Below are 13,330 nucleotides of genomic sequence, written 5' to 3'. Positions count from 1 at the left end.
GTGGGCTCCCATAGTCGGAGGACGGGGGGTCATATCCGCCGACTGTGGGACGACACGATGATGAGATCACCGCGCCGTGAGGTGCTCCTGGCCGTTGCACTGCTCGCCCTCGCGGGGTGCGGCGGGCCGCCGGTGCCGGAGGCCGTTCCGTCGGTGGCCACGAGCCCGACGGCCGTGCCGACGCCCCCGGGGCCGCGGGCGTTCACGCTGGTGGCGACGGGGGACGTCCTGCCGCACACCGAGATCATCCAGCAGGCCAAGGAGGACGCCGGGGGCACCGGGTACGACTTCACGCGGATGCTCGCCGGGGTCAAGCCCGTCATCGGGGCCGCCGACCTGGCCATCTGTCACATGGAGACGGTGTACGGCGCCGACGGCGGGCCGTTCACCGGGTACCCGTCGTTCAAGTCGCCCCCGCAGGTGGCCCGGGCGCTCAAGGACGCCGGGTACGCGTCCTGCGACACCGCCTCCAACCACACGCTCGACGACGGGCCGGCCGGGATCCGGCGCACGCTCGACGCCATGGACGCCGTCGGGCTGAAGCACACCGGGTCCGCGCGCGGCGAGGAGGAGGCGGGCGGGCCCGCGCTGCTCACGGCGGGCGGGGCGACGGTGGCCCAACTCGCCTACACGTACGGCACCAACGGCATCCCGTTGCCGAAGGGGCAGCCCTGGGCCGTCAACCTCATCGACCGCGACCGGATCCTCGCCGACGCGCGGGCCGCCCGGGAGGCGGGGGCGGACGTCGTCGTGGTCAGCGTCCACTGGGGCACCGAGTGGCAGGACGCCCCGAACGAGCAGCAGCTCGCGCTGGCCCGCGACCTCGCCGCCGAGCCGGAGCCCGGGCGGCCGGTGGTCGACCTGGTCCTCGGGACGCACGCCCACATCCCGCAGGCCTACGAGAAGATCAACGACACCTGGACGGTCTACGGCATGGGCGACCAGCTCGCGGGCCACATGTTCAACCCCACGGGCGCCGAGGACCCGCGCGGCAACTGGTCCTCGATCGCCCGGTTCACCTTCTCGCCGCCGGCCGCGCCCGGGCGGCGGTGGACCGTGACGAAGGCGGAGTTCGTCCCGCAGGTCACCGACCTCGGGCCGCCCTACCGCGTCCTCGACCTGCGGGAGGCCGCCCGCGCCGACCCCGGCCGGGCCGACTACGCCACGGCCCTCGACCACATCCGCTCCGTCGTGCTCAGCCGGGGTGCCGGACCGGCGGGGCTGACCATGGCGCCATAACGCGCCGAATCCCCGCACAGCGGGCGGTGTTCATCCGACGACAAGTCAGCTCTTATCGAGCGGCCCCATGATCTCCGGGGGCGCCCCGGTCGACGGCGTGCGCGCAACCGATGCGACTTGACTCAGGGAGAACCATGCGTGGCACCGTGCTCGCCGACCGCTACCGGCTGGTGGACTGGCTGGGCGGTGGGTCGATGGGCGACGTGTGGCTCGCCGAGGACGAGGTCCTCGGCCGCCGGGTGGCCGTCAAGGTCGTCAAGCCCGTCCTGCTGGACGAGCCGGGATTCGCCGAGCGCTTCCACGCCGAGGCGCGCGTCATGGCGCAGCTGCGGCACCCGGGCATCGTCGGGGTCTACGACTTCGGGCACGGCGAGGCCCCCGTGATCGGGAGGCAGGTCGCCTACCTGGTCATGGAGCTGATCGAGGGGGAGCCGCTGAGCGCCGTGCTGGCGCGCCGGGGCAGCCTGCCGGCCGAGGAGGCGCTGCGGATGGCGCTCCAGGTGCTGGAGGCGCTGGTGGCGGCGCACGGGACCGGGGTGGTCCACCGGGACGTCAAGCCGGCCAACCTGATGGTGTGCGGCGACCGGACGGTGATCGCGGACTTCGGGATCGCCCGCCCCGGCAGCGACGCCCGGCTGACCGTCCCCGGGATGGTCCTCGGCACCGCCGCGTACCAGGCGCCGGAGCAGGCCTCGACCGGGCCGGTCACCGGCTCGGCGGACCTCTACGCGCTCGGCGTCGTCCTCTACGAGTGCCTGGCCGGGCGGCTGCCGTTCGACGGGGAGACCGCGCTGGAGGTGATCCTCCAGCACCTGACGGAGCCCGTGCCGCCGCTGCCGGACCCGATACCCGGGCCGGTGCGGGCGATCGTCGAGCGGGCGATGGCGAAGGACCCGGGCGAGCGCTGGCCGGACGCGGCGGCGATGGCGGAGGCCGTCCGGGAGGCGCTGGCGGCGGGTGCCGCGGAGGGCGTGCCCGCGGTTGCGGTCCACACCGGCCAACGACCCGTCGCCGGGCGCCGGTCGTGGACCGGCCTGCGGCGGCGGGCGGTGGTGTCGGTCGTGGCGATGGCCGTGCTGGGCGCGGTGGGCGCCACCGGGGCGGTGGTGAGCCGGCCGGGCGCGGGCGGCGTGCCGCACGGCGACGCCGTCGCCGCGGGGCCGACGGCCGGCGCCGGGCGGTCCGGGGACCCGGGCGGTGCGGTGCCGCCGGACCCGAACGTCCCGTCCGGCGGCCTTCCGACGCCCGACGCGCCGACGCCGACGCCCTCCGCCGGCCCGGGCGCGGGGGACGGGGGCGGCCCGGTGCCCGTGTCCGCCGCGACGTCGGGCCCCAGCGCCGGGCCCGTGCCGGCGGGCGCGCTCGCCCCGCCGGCCACGCTGCCCGTCACCGGCCAGGCCCCCACCGGGAAGGCCCAGCCGCCCTCCGCCGCGCCGACCACCGGGGCGCCGGCGCCGGCCCCCGCCCAGCCGACCGCCACCGTGCCGCCCGCGGTGCCGACGGCGGCCCCGCAGCCGCAGCCGCAGCCACAGCCGCAGCCCACGCAAGCGCCGAAGCCGGCGCCGCAACTGCCCCCGCTGGCGCAGCTCTCCCTCGGGAGCAACGCGTTGGACAACGCCTACTCCGTCGACAAGGACGGCAACCGCGTCGGCACCTATCCGGCCAACCGCTCCCCGGCTCAGCAGTGGCGCCTGGACTACTTCTCCGACGGGCGCTACCTCCTGCGCAACGGCTCGACGAACTACACCAAGGTCCTCGACCTCGAACTGACCACCGGCCGGATCCAGGTCTGGACGAACCCGCCGGGCGCGGAGAACCAGCTCTGGTCCTTCGTCCCGGTCCCCGGCGGCTACCAGGTCGTCAACTCCTCCACCAAGCAGTGCCTGACCTCCGACGGCATGGCCCAGTGGGTCAGGGTGCAGGCCTGCTCGGAGGCGGACAACCAGGTGTGGACGCTGTCCTGACGCGGACGTGGACGCGGACGTGGACGCGGCCCTGCCGGTACGACCGCGCTCAGCGCCCGGGCAGCAGGGACGTCCACACGTCCTGCTCGGCGGTGTCCGACCACACGACGTCGCCGTGGCCGTAGCCGGGGACGACACGGTAGTCCACCCGGGCGCCGCCCGCGCGGATCAGGCGGGCGCCCGAGTCGTGGTCGCCACGCCCGAGTTCGGCGTTGATCCAGACCACGTCGGCCCGGATCGCGGCCCAGTCGATCCGGTGGACGTCCGTCCGCCCCGCCCACACGGCGGCCAGGTCGCGCAGCAGGGCGGTGGGCTGGAGGCCGCTGCCGAGGCGCTCGATCGCCTCCGCCCAGACGGCCAGCGGGGTGTGGGTCAGGGTGAAGCGGTCCTCGGCGGGGGTGGGGCCGAAGGCGTGGGTACCGCCGCTGTGGCCCCGGTGGTAGATCCAGTTGGCGGGGCCGGGCAGGTCACGGGTGTGGGTGAGCGCGTAGTGGAGCAGGCCGAGGTTGCTGAACCGCCCCGGCTCGCCCGCCTGTTGGGGCACCGGCCGGGGCATGCCGCTCGGCGCGTCCGGGGCGGTGGCCGCGCGGGCGAAGAGTCCCTTGAGGCCGGGGTCGAGGGTCCCGGCACCCGCGTCCAGCTGCTGCTGGAGGAGGTCGGTGAGCGCCTCCGCCTTCGCGACCAGCTCGGGCTCCGTCGCGGGATCGTACGGGCCGGTGGTGTCGAGGACGAGGACGCGCAGGGGACCGGCGCTGCCGGTGGCGCGTGCGGCGGTGGCGCGTGCGGCGGTGGCGCGAGCGGCGGTGTCCAGGGCGAGTGCGGCTCCGGCCGAGTGGCCGAGGAGCTCGTACGGCAGGGCGGTGACGGCGTCGGCGGCCGTGATGACGCGTTCGAGGTCCGCCCGGTGCGAGTCCAGGCCCCAGGCCGTGCAGTCGTCGGGGGCCTCCGGCGTGAGGGCGTCCTCGCGGGGCGTCGTCCCGATGACCAGGTAGCCGTGGTCGGTGAGGAAGCGGGCGAGGCTCCGGCCCTGCGCGGTGCAGTAGTTGGCGGCGACGTTGAGTCCGCCGCCGGGGAGGAGGTGGACCACCCGCCGCGCCGTGGCGTCGCCGATCACGTCGACCGCGAGCTCGCCGCCCGCGACGGGAACGGTCAGGCGGTGGTGGTCCGCCCCGAGGCGGACCGTGCCGGTGCGACCGAGTGCCGCCCCCAGCTCCTTGACGATGTCGCTGACCACTGCCGTTCCTCCCCGTGCCCTGCTGCGTCCTGCCGTCCCGCTACGCCGGACAGTCTGGCGTACGGAGCCGGCCAGGGGGACCGACGGCTCCGATCGTGCCCGTGCCACCTCGCCGCTCACGCAAAGTTGTCTGACCAAGTTCGGTCGCCGTTCTTCCCTCGGACAGCACCGGCCGGTACTTCTATGTCCGCTCATGGCGCGAAGCCATGGCGACCACCCTCACCAACGGGACGAGGTACCCCTGATGAGACTGCGCTGGAGCTCCCTCGGCGGGCTGCTCGCCGCACTCCCCCTCCTCGGCGCGACGGCCGTCGCCGCCCCCGCCACCGCCCACGCGGCGGCGGGCAGCGGCAACCTGATCGTCAACGGCGACGCGGAGGCCGGCGGCTACTGCACCAACGACTGGAGCGCCGCCACCACCGTCCCCGGCTGGACCGTCCAGGCCGGCGGCGTCAACGTGCTGTGCCAGGGCGTCGGCTCCTTCGGCCTGCCGAACGACGGCAGGACGCCCGGCAAGGCCTTCTTCGGCCCGGGCAACTTCGGCGACGGCTCGATGTCGCAGACCGTCGACGTCTCCTCCGCCGCCACGGCCATCGACGGCGGCGGGGTGCACTACGACCTCGCCGGCTGGCTGGGCGGCTGGACCACGTACGGCGGCTACGTCGCCGTCAGCCTGCACTTCAAGGACGCCGGTGGCAACCCGGTCGGCACGACCGCCAAGCTGCCGACCGTCTCCGCGACCGACCGCGGCCTCGCCACCAAGTTCCTCTCCCGCACCGCCACCGGGGCCGTCCCGGCCGGCGCCCGGTCGATCCAGGTCGAGGTGCAGTTCCTCTCCACCACGAACGAGACCGGCTACCTGGACAACCTCTCGCTCACCCTCGACACCCCCGTCGCCGCCCCCGCCCCGGTCAGCCCGCCCGCGTCCGCCGTGCCCGGCTACGACCACGTGTTCACCGTCATGATGGAGAACACCGACTACGCCCAGATCATGAACGACCCGGCGGACACCCCGTTCATCCACGGCCTGATGGCCCAGGGTGCCACCCTCACCGACGCGCACGGCGTCTACCACCCGAGCGACGAGAACTACATGGCGATCGCCGGCGGCGACGCGTACACCAAGGGCGCCACCTACTGGCCCAACATCAACTCCCCGCAGCGCAACCTCGGTGACACCATCGAGGACGCCGGCAAGACCTGGAAGGCCTACGAGCAGGGCATGGGCACGCCCTGCAACACCACCACCCAGTACGACGCCAAGTACATGCCCGACGACGCGCCGTTCATCAACTACACCGACATCAGCGGCAATCCGGCCCGCTGCGCCGCCCACCTCTTCGACACCACACAGCTGACCACCGACCTCCAGTCGGCCGCCACCACCCCGAACTTCTCCTGGATCGCGGCCGACGACTACTACGACGGCGAGGCCTCCGGCAACGGCAGCGCCACCAGCCTGCAGGTCCAGGACGGCTGGCTGAAGCAGACCCTCGCCCCGGTCCTGTCCTCGCCCGCGTGGACCCAGCAGCGCTCCCTGCTGCTCCTCACCTGGGACGAGAGCTCGGGCGAGGCCTACAACCACGTCGCCACCGTCGCGGTGGGCTCGCAGGGCACCGTCCCGGCCGGCACCAGCAGCCCGCTGCACTACGACCACTACTCCATCGGCCGCACCATCGAGTCCGCCCTCGGCCTGCCCGGGCTGACCGCGAACGACACCTACGCGACCCCGCTCAACGCCGCGTTCGCCCCGTCCGCGGCCACCGGCCCGACGCTCACCGGCGACCTGAACGAGGTCGCGGGCGGCGGCAACGTCACCCTCCGGTACGCGCTGCCGAACACCTCCCAGGTCGCGGTCAAGAACTGGGTCGGCGTCTACCCGGCGGGCGTCACCCCGGGCTCCCGCTCCTCGCTGACCTGGGCCTACACGCCCAACCAGAGCGGTGCGGTCACGCTGTCGACCGGCAAGATCGGCGGCGCGGGCGCGTACGACGCCTACTACCTCGCCAACGACGGCTACTCGGTGCTCGCCGGACCGTTCCGGCTGACCATCGGCTGACGCCGGCGGCACCCCCGCCGCGGCCCGGACGTCCGACCGGCGTCCGGGCCGCGGTCGTTCCGGCTTCCTCCGGGTGCTGCGCCGATCACCGGCCGCGATCACCGGCCGCGATCACCGGCCGCGATCACCGGCCGCCGGAGCCGCCCAGGGAAATCCGGGCGTACGTCTCGCCGGGGCCCGGGGGACTGGTCCAGGAACGGGTGGTGACGTGGTGGAGGCGGCCTTCGGTGAGGGCGAAGCGCGGGAGGCCCACACCGAAGTGGACGGCGATCGCCGCCAGGGCCCGGCGCTCCGCTCGGCCCTCGCCCCCGGGCGCGAACAGGACGTCCGGGTCGAGGGCGGGCGGTATGTCCGTGCAGGTGCGGTGGATCTCGGAGCCCCGGACGGTGAAGGCGTAGAGCTCGGTGCCCTGTTCGGCGACGGAGAGGTGGAAGAGGCCCTGATCCGGTGCGGACCACACCACCACGGCGCGCGTGCCGTGCGAGGAGGCCGCTGCGGGGGAGACGTAGCGCTGTTCGTCGTGACGGGCGGGGTGGGCGTCGAAGGCGAAGCTCCAGCCGGACTCGCCCGCGTGGCCGACGGCGGCGCGGGCCCGGTCGTCGTAGGTGTCGTAGGAGTTGTAGGAAACGAAGGAGTTGTAGGAGTCGTAGGAGGAACTGCCGCCGGCCCGGACGACTTCGAGGTGGGTCTCGTCGGGCGTCGCCGGTGCGCCGAGGGCGGCGTCCTCGGCACCGAGGCGCGCGGGAAGGTCTGCCGGGTGCACCCCCTCCACGAGGACGAACCGGTAGGCCTCGCGGTGGTCGGCGAGCCAGGCGAGCTCGTCCGCGTCCCGCGGGCCGCCGGTCGGCGGCGGGGCCGGGCGGCCGTCCCTGGGGGTGGCGAGCAGGGCGAGGGCGCGCTCCGGGGTGACCAGGGGCCCGAGGACGGGGTCGGCGAGCAGACCGACCGGGGCCAGGTGGTCGGGGCCGACCGGCGTCCACTGCGGGAGCGCGGCGAGCAGCGTGTGCCAGGCGGCGTCCGTGCGCCCCCAGCGGGCCTGCTCGCGGGCCTGCTCGACCGCCGCGCCGAAGGGGCCCTCCGCGGTGTACCGGAACGTCCGCTCCTCGACCTCGCGCAGCACCTCGTCGGCCTGCTCCCGGTGCCGGCCGGAGGAGACGCCCACGCGGTAGCCCCAGACCGTCGCGTCGTGGCGGTTCGCCACCTGCTCGACCGCGAGCAGCGGCACCACCTCGCGCAGGTAGCGCGGGTCGGCGGGCAGCGAGCCGTAGTCCACCAGGTACGTCCGCCCCAGCAGGCGGCGCAACTGGTGCAGCATGCCCTTGGCCCGGGGCCGGCCGTACCCGGCCGCGTCGGCGAGCGCGGCGGCCGCCCGCTCGTGGTCGCCGCGCAGCGCGTCGAGCCGGGCCGCCTCGACCTGGGCGTCCAGGCGGCGGGTGGTGTCGTTGGCGAACGGCCGCTCCGCGTGGTGGTCGGCGGCGAGGCGGTGGAACTCCCGGTACTGCGCGAGCATGAACTCGCGGAAGGAGTCGTGCCGGGTGGGCGGGGAGTGCGACCACACCTGATGGCAGTAGACGGCCCACTCGCCGTGTTCGTCGGCGGCCTGCGGATCCAGCAGGACGTACGTCATGTCGGATTCGACGTCCAGTTGGAGCGCGCGCGCCCACATGCCGTCGAGCTCGCCCTCGTCGAAGTGCTCGCCGAGGCCGTCGGCGTCCTCGTGCCAGCGGGCCTCCCCGGCGCCGGCCAGGTGGTCGATGAACCCGCCCGCGTGCCGCCACCCGTCGGAGACCGCGAGGAACTCCCGGTAGGACGGCGGCAGTCGGCGCCCCAGCCGCTCCTCCGCCGCCGCTATCCGCTCCTCGGCGGCGGGCCCGAAGCCCAGCCCGCGCGCCCGCGCGGCCTCGTCGGCGGGCTCGTCGGCGGGCTCGGTGCAGGTGTCGGCCCACTCCTCGCTCCAGCGGGTGAGGAAGGAACCCCAGTCGAACGTCTCCTCGGTCATGGCGGCGATCCTTGCACGCACCACTGACAATTCCGGGGCCCGACGGCCGCGGCCGCCCCGCCCGGTGGGGCGAGGCGGCCGCGGGAGCGATCGTCACGTGGCGCCGGCCGTCCGTGGGGACGGTCGGGTGACGGTCGTCAGAGGGTGCCGGTGATGGCGGTGCCGGTGTGGTTGCCGGGAACGGCCGTCAGGTCGGGGGTCTGGACGGGGGCCCAGGTGCCGTCGGCGTGGCGGGCGGTGGTCAGGACGCGGTTGTCCGTGGTGGTGACGGCGAACTGGGCGTCGCCGTCGACGGGGGCGGCGCTGACGGAGGCGGCGGTGATGTTGCCGAGGACGCCGGTCAGCGGCCGGAAGGGCTGCCAGGTGCGGTCCGCGAAGCGGATGGTGTGGAACTGGGCGCCGGTCGAGGTGACGGCGACGAGGTCCATGTCACCGCCCTGACGGGCCATGGCGACGGAGGCGACGGTGCCGATGGGGCCCGCGGCGTCGGCGACCGAGCCCCAGCCGCTCCAGGTCCCGTCCGCGGCACGGACGGTGTGCTGGACGGTGCCGCCCGCGACGGCCGCGACCTGCAGCTCGCTGCCGGTGCCGGCGGCGGCCACGGAGGTGACGCCGTTCAGCGGTCCGGCGGCGCCGAAGACGGCGCCGAAGCCGGTCCAGGTGCCGTCGGCGTGGCGCACGGTGTGGAAGACCTGGCCGCCGGCGAGGACCACGACGTGCAGGTCGGCGCCGATCGAGGAGGCCGAGACCTGGGTGATGTTCCCGAGCTCCCCGGCGGCCTGGTTGACGTCGCCGAAGGCGGACCAGGTGCCGTCGGGCTTGCGCAGGGAGTGGTGGAGGCGGCCGTCGCCGCCGAGGGCGAGGACGTGGGTGTCGCCGTTGATCCCGGCGGCGGCCACGGACTTGACGCCGCCGATGCTGCCCGCGGTGGCCTGGACGTCCTGGAACGCGGTCCAGCTGCCGTCGTAGAGGCGGGTGGCCTGGAACAGGCCGTTGTCGCCCTTGACCAGGGCCTGGGTCTTCCAGCCGGTCGCGGTCGCCCGGACCTGCTGCACCCACGCGCCGAGGTCGTCCACGCGCGAGGACGTCGCCCCGGTACGGGTCTCGGTGGCCGGGGTGCCCAGGCAGCCGCCCTGCCAGGAGCGTACGGCCACGGCGGCGATCTCGGGGGTGCCGTTGCGGTCGCGCAGCAGCGGGGCCCCGGCGTCGCCCTGGCACAGGGCGGCCGCGCCGGCGGCGGGCGCCGTGTCGATGCCGGTGGCGGCGACGGCGCCGACGGTGTGGGTGGTGGTGTGGACCTGGAACGGCGCCCACTCGGTGGCGGTCCGGCCGTGGCCGGGTACGCGCAGGCTGTCGCCGGCCGCGGGCGCGGTGGCGGAGACGGCGAGCGGGGTGAGGCCGTCCACCGGCGTGGCGAGGCGGGCCATGACGAGGTCGCGGTCGCCGCGGGTGGCGAGCTCGGCGATGCCGACGGTGTGGCCGGCGATCGTGGCGGTGCTCGCGGTCGCGGGCGCACCGGCGGCGGGGTTGTCGCCGAAGCAGGAGGCGGCGGTCAGGACCCAGTTGCGGTCGACCAGGGCGGCAGTGCAGGAGCGCGAGCCCGGGTGGCCGGGCTGCCCGAAGGCGACGGTGCCGACGGCCTGGTAGTCGGTGCCCGCGGCCGGGGCGGCCGGCCCGTCGGTGGCGTTGAGCTCCAGCAGCGTGGTCGAGCTGGTGGCGTCGCCCTCGCCGACCGGGGTCCAGGCGTTCTTGTTGACGTCGAGGCTGCTGACGGTGCCCGCGGTGTTCAGCGTGGCCTTGATGGTGTGGTCGTCGCCCTTGATGTTGTAGACCTGCGGGATCTGCAGGGCGAGGTACCCGGTGGGCCCGGTGATCCGGAAGCACACCAGGCTCGGGTTGGCCGTGCGGCTGTACAGCTGCACCAGGCCGGGCCCCGAGGCGCAGTCGGCGAGCACGATGTGCCCGTCCCCGGCCGTGAGGGTGATGTTCCGGTCCGCGAGGACCTTGGCCGCATCGGGGTAGCCGAACCCTTCCGCCGCGACCGGCGCCGGCGCGGCCTCGGCGGCGGTCGCCGCCGGCACCGAACCGGCCATCACGGGTATCGCGAGGGCTGCGCCGAGGGGCCAGGCCAGTCTTCGAGCTGTACGCACCAGAATCTCCCGTAAGAGGACGTGCCCGGGAGGCACCAGCACCCCCCGAGCCGGCAAAGAAACGATCAATCGGACGCTATCGCCCGCATTCCTCGCCCGTCAAAGTCGCCGGCCGCCCCGGCGGATCCCTGGTGGGTCGTCATGTTCCGGGTGGTTTTGCGGCGGTATTCCTTCGGAATGGGGATTTCGCTCTTCGGGGGAATCCGGTCGAATTGTCAGGGGAGGCGGGTCGCCTCGATCACGCACATCGGGCCCTGGGTCGTGCGGATCCGGTCGAGGCGGAAGCCGGACGCGGCGAGGAGGTCGCGCCAGTCGGTGGCGGAGCGTTCGCGGCCGGTGAGCATGCCGAGCATGGTGAGGTCGAGGAGGGAGGCCACCTCGGGGGCGGCGCCCTGGTCGAGGACGGTCTCGACCAGGATCAGGCGGGCGTCGGGCGCGGTGGCGGCGCGGTGGACGTTGGCGAGGATGTGCCCGGCCTTCTCGTCGGACCAGTCGTGCAGGATGAAGCAGGCCAAGTAGTCCTCCGCGGGCGGCACTTCGACGAAGAAATCGCCGCCCGCCGTCGTGATCCGGTCGTCGACCCCGTGGGCGCGCAGGACGTCCGGGGCGGCCGCGACCACGTGGGGCAGGTCGAAGACGGTGCCCCGCAGGTGCGGGTCGCGCTGGGCGAGGACGGCCAGGACGGCGCCGTCCGCCCCGCCGATGTCGACGACGGTCCGTGCGCCGTCCAGCTCGACCGCGTCCAGGGCGTGGTGGCGGATGGCGCGGGCGAAGTCGGTCATCGCGGCGGTGAACGCGCCCACCCGGGCCGGGTCCTCGCCGACCCAGTCGAAGAACGGTTCCCCGTAGGCGAGTTCGGCGGCGGGACGGCCGGTCTCGGCGGTGCCCCACAGCTCGCCGAAGGCGCGGTAGTGCGAGTCCATCCACATCAGGGCGATGTTGCGGACGGATTCGGGGACGCCGGAGGCGAGGGTGCGCCCGAGCGGGCCGAGCCGGACCAGCCCGGTGTCGGCGTCGAGCGCGAAGACGTCCTCGCCGGCGAGCGCGTGGACGATCCGGGCCAGCGGGTCGGGGCGCAGGCCGGTGGCGGTGGCGAGCTCGGCCAACGGGCGTGGTCCGTCGAGGAGTTGGTCGGCTAGGCCGGCTCTGGCGGCGACGAAGAGGGCCTGGGCGATCTGGTACCCGCCGAGCAGGCGCAGCATCGCGATGGCGGGCGTGGGGGAGGCCGGGGCGTTCATGCCGGTCAAGCTAGCGAGCCGGACCCGCCGGCGCGCCTGGGCGCGCGGGCGGGCCCACCCGGGCGGAGCAACGGCGTGCTCAGTCCACCAAGTCCGGTGCGAAGTAGTCGCGCAGACGGGCGATCCGGTCGTCGCGGATCCGGAAGATCTGGACGAGCGAGGCCGTGGTGTCGCCCTCGTCCCCCTCCCCGTCGAAGACCGTGTCGATCTCGGCGATGAACACGTCCGGATCGGTGGTGGTGTGCAGCACGTAGCTCGACTTGGCGAAGTTAGGCGTGCGGCCGACCTTCCCGCCGCGCCGGTACTGCTCGGCCATCGCGCTGCGGATCTGCTCGCGGCCGACCAGGCGCCGCGGGAAGTCGGCGTCGGCGGGCACGAACGGTGCCTCGAAGACGCCGTCCTCGGTGAAGGTCTCGGCGAGGGCGTCGGCGTCGCGGGACAGGGGTCCGGCGTGGACGTAGCTCTCAAAGATCTGCTGCGGCGTTCGGGGCATGTCGGTCTCCCTGGACGTGGGCACGGGAGGCCACATAATCACAGGGACGCTCGACTGGCGAAGGGGGGTGACGGTGAGTCAGGAGGGCTTCCGCAGCGTCCGGCGCGCGGCGGCCAGGGTCAGCAGGCCCCAGAGCGCACCCGCGCCGGCGACCGCGTAGACGCCGAGTCCGACGAAGGACAGGTCGTAGTCGGCGGCGACCGGCGGGACGTAGCCGTCCGGGTCGGCCAGGACGACGGTGCTCCGGCCCGCGTCGGACGGGCCGCCGCAACCCGACCCGCTGTACTCGCCGTGCGGCAGCGGCGTCCCGTCCGCATGGCGGATCCCGCACGTCCAGCTGACGACGCCGCGCTTGTCCTTGGCCGAGTGGGCCCACGTGACCACGACGTCGGTCCGCACCCCGCGGTGCGCGATCACCTCGGCCTGGAAGGCCCTCATGGGCAGGACGAGCAGCGCGATCCCGAGCACGACGCCCGGCCACAGCACCCACCCGGTGGTCCGGAGGGCCATCAGGCCGCCGAGCCCCGCGATGAACACGATCACGGCGGCGACGGCGCAGGGCAGGCTGTAGTCCGGGTTCGCGCCGAGCACCATCAGGCCGACGACCAGCAGCGGCACGAGCAGCCCGGTCAGCAGCGCCGTGATGCGGACGGTCCGCGGCCTGAGCGGCCGGTCCTTGCGGGGCCGCCGCTTTCGGGCCTTCCCGGCGGCGGAATTCGGGCGGAACGTTCCGTCGCTCAGCGGTCTCTTCTGCTTCTTGTTCCTGCGGCGTGCCATGCCCGGGCCCCCGTCCGTTCGTGCGCTCCTGTGTTCCTGCGCTCCCGCGCTTCCGCTCTCCTGTGCTCTCGCGCCCCTGCTCTCCTGCGCTCGCGACAGTGTGGCGGCAGCACCGGTGCGAGCGGAACCCGGGCCCCCGGATCTCGCCAGAACTCTTGATGTGAAGTATCTTGATGT

General features: G+C 74.4%; 9 protein-coding genes. 3 read left to right on the top strand and 6 right to left on the bottom strand.

The genetic code is table 11. The features are described from left to right. Positions 1 to 57 precede the first annotated feature (57 nt). The gene (locus ACFVSN_RS04510) at positions 58 to 1,239 is read left to right on the top strand and encodes a CapA family protein (protein WP_387602063.1); all 1,182 of its coding nucleotides are present in this window, start codon (positions 58 to 60) and stop codon (positions 1,237 to 1,239) included. 134 nt (positions 1,240 to 1,373) lie between these two features. After that, positions 1,374 to 3,203: a protein kinase gene (locus ACFVSN_RS04505; RefSeq protein ID WP_387602066.1), complete on the top strand. Its 1,830-nt coding sequence runs from the start codon at positions 1,374 to 1,376 to the stop codon at positions 3,201 to 3,203. A gap of 49 nt (positions 3,204 to 3,252) precedes the next feature. Here the strand turns inward: ACFVSN_RS04505 and ACFVSN_RS04500 are convergent, their stop codons facing one another. Continuing rightward, positions 3,253 to 4,437 (bottom strand): hypothetical protein, encoded by a 1,185-nt coding sequence (locus ACFVSN_RS04500; RefSeq protein ID WP_387602069.1) that lies wholly within the window; start codon positions 4,435 to 4,437, stop codon positions 3,253 to 3,255. A gap of 244 nt (positions 4,438 to 4,681) precedes the next feature. Between ACFVSN_RS04500 and ACFVSN_RS04495 the strand changes: the two genes are divergently transcribed. Further along, complete coding sequence (locus ACFVSN_RS04495) at positions 4,682 to 6,496, top strand: alkaline phosphatase family protein (RefSeq protein ID WP_387602072.1); 1,815 nt, start codon at positions 4,682 to 4,684, stop codon at positions 6,494 to 6,496. 124 nt (positions 6,497 to 6,620) lie between these two features. Here ACFVSN_RS04495 and ACFVSN_RS04490 read toward each other — a convergent pair whose 3' ends face one another. The 5 genes from ACFVSN_RS04490 to ACFVSN_RS04470 all read right to left on the bottom strand — a co-directional run bounded on the left by ACFVSN_RS04490 (position 6,621) and on the right by ACFVSN_RS04470 (position 13,153). Beyond that, complete coding sequence (locus ACFVSN_RS04490; RefSeq protein WP_387602075.1) at positions 6,621 to 8,495, bottom strand: SMI1/KNR4 family protein; 1,875 nt, start codon at positions 8,493 to 8,495, stop codon at positions 6,621 to 6,623. Between the two features lie 137 nt (positions 8,496 to 8,632). Beyond that, complete coding sequence (locus ACFVSN_RS04485; protein ID WP_380507778.1) at positions 8,633 to 10,645, bottom strand: trypsin-like serine protease; 2,013 nt, start codon at positions 10,643 to 10,645, stop codon at positions 8,633 to 8,635. Positions 10,646 to 10,860: 215 nt separating this feature from the next. After that, complete coding sequence (locus ACFVSN_RS04480; protein ID WP_380507775.1) at positions 10,861 to 11,883, bottom strand: methyltransferase; 1,023 nt, start codon at positions 11,881 to 11,883, stop codon at positions 10,861 to 10,863. A 79-nt stretch (positions 11,884 to 11,962) separates the two neighbouring features. Then, positions 11,963 to 12,376, bottom strand: a complete 414-nt coding sequence (locus ACFVSN_RS04475) for a nuclear transport factor 2 family protein (RefSeq protein ID WP_380439188.1) — start codon at positions 12,374 to 12,376, stop codon at positions 11,963 to 11,965. 78 nt (positions 12,377 to 12,454) lie between these two features. Continuing rightward, positions 12,455 to 13,153: a hypothetical protein gene (locus ACFVSN_RS04470; RefSeq protein WP_387602080.1), complete on the bottom strand. Its 699-nt coding sequence runs from the start codon at positions 13,151 to 13,153 to the stop codon at positions 12,455 to 12,457. Positions 13,154 to 13,330 lie beyond the last annotated feature (177 nt).

Origin of the sequence: Kitasatospora sp. NPDC057904 (genome assembly GCF_042887925.1) — a bacterium.
Classification (GTDB): domain Bacteria; phylum Actinomycetota; class Actinomycetes; order Streptomycetales; family Streptomycetaceae; genus Kitasatospora.
Note: the sequence above shows the minus strand (reverse complement) of the source record. Positions and strands in the feature narration are given on the sequence as shown.

Excerpts from the sequence above, each read along its gene's own strand:
- ACFVSN_RS04510 (WP_387602063.1), top strand. The coding sequence starts at position 58 with ATGATGAGATCACCGCGCCGTGAGGTGCTCCTGGCCGTTGCACTGCTC.
- ACFVSN_RS04505 (WP_387602066.1), top strand. The coding sequence starts at position 1,374 with ATGCGTGGCACCGTGCTCGCCGACCGCTACCGGCTGGTGGACTGGCTG.
- ACFVSN_RS04495 (WP_387602072.1), top strand. The coding sequence starts at position 4,682 with ATGAGACTGCGCTGGAGCTCCCTCGGCGGGCTGCTCGCCGCACTCCCC.
- ACFVSN_RS04490 (WP_387602075.1), bottom strand. The coding sequence starts at position 8,495 with ATGACCGAGGAGACGTTCGACTGGGGTTCCTTCCTCACCCGCTGGAGC.
- ACFVSN_RS04480 (WP_380507775.1), bottom strand. The coding sequence starts at position 11,883 with ATGAACGCCCCGGCCTCCCCCACGCCCGCCATCGCGATGCTGCGCCTG.
- ACFVSN_RS04475 (WP_380439188.1), bottom strand. The coding sequence starts at position 12,376 with ATGCCCCGAACGCCGCAGCAGATCTTTGAGAGCTACGTCCACGCCGGA.
- ACFVSN_RS04470 (WP_387602080.1), bottom strand. The coding sequence starts at position 13,153 with ATGGCACGCCGCAGGAACAAGAAGCAGAAGAGACCGCTGAGCGACGGA.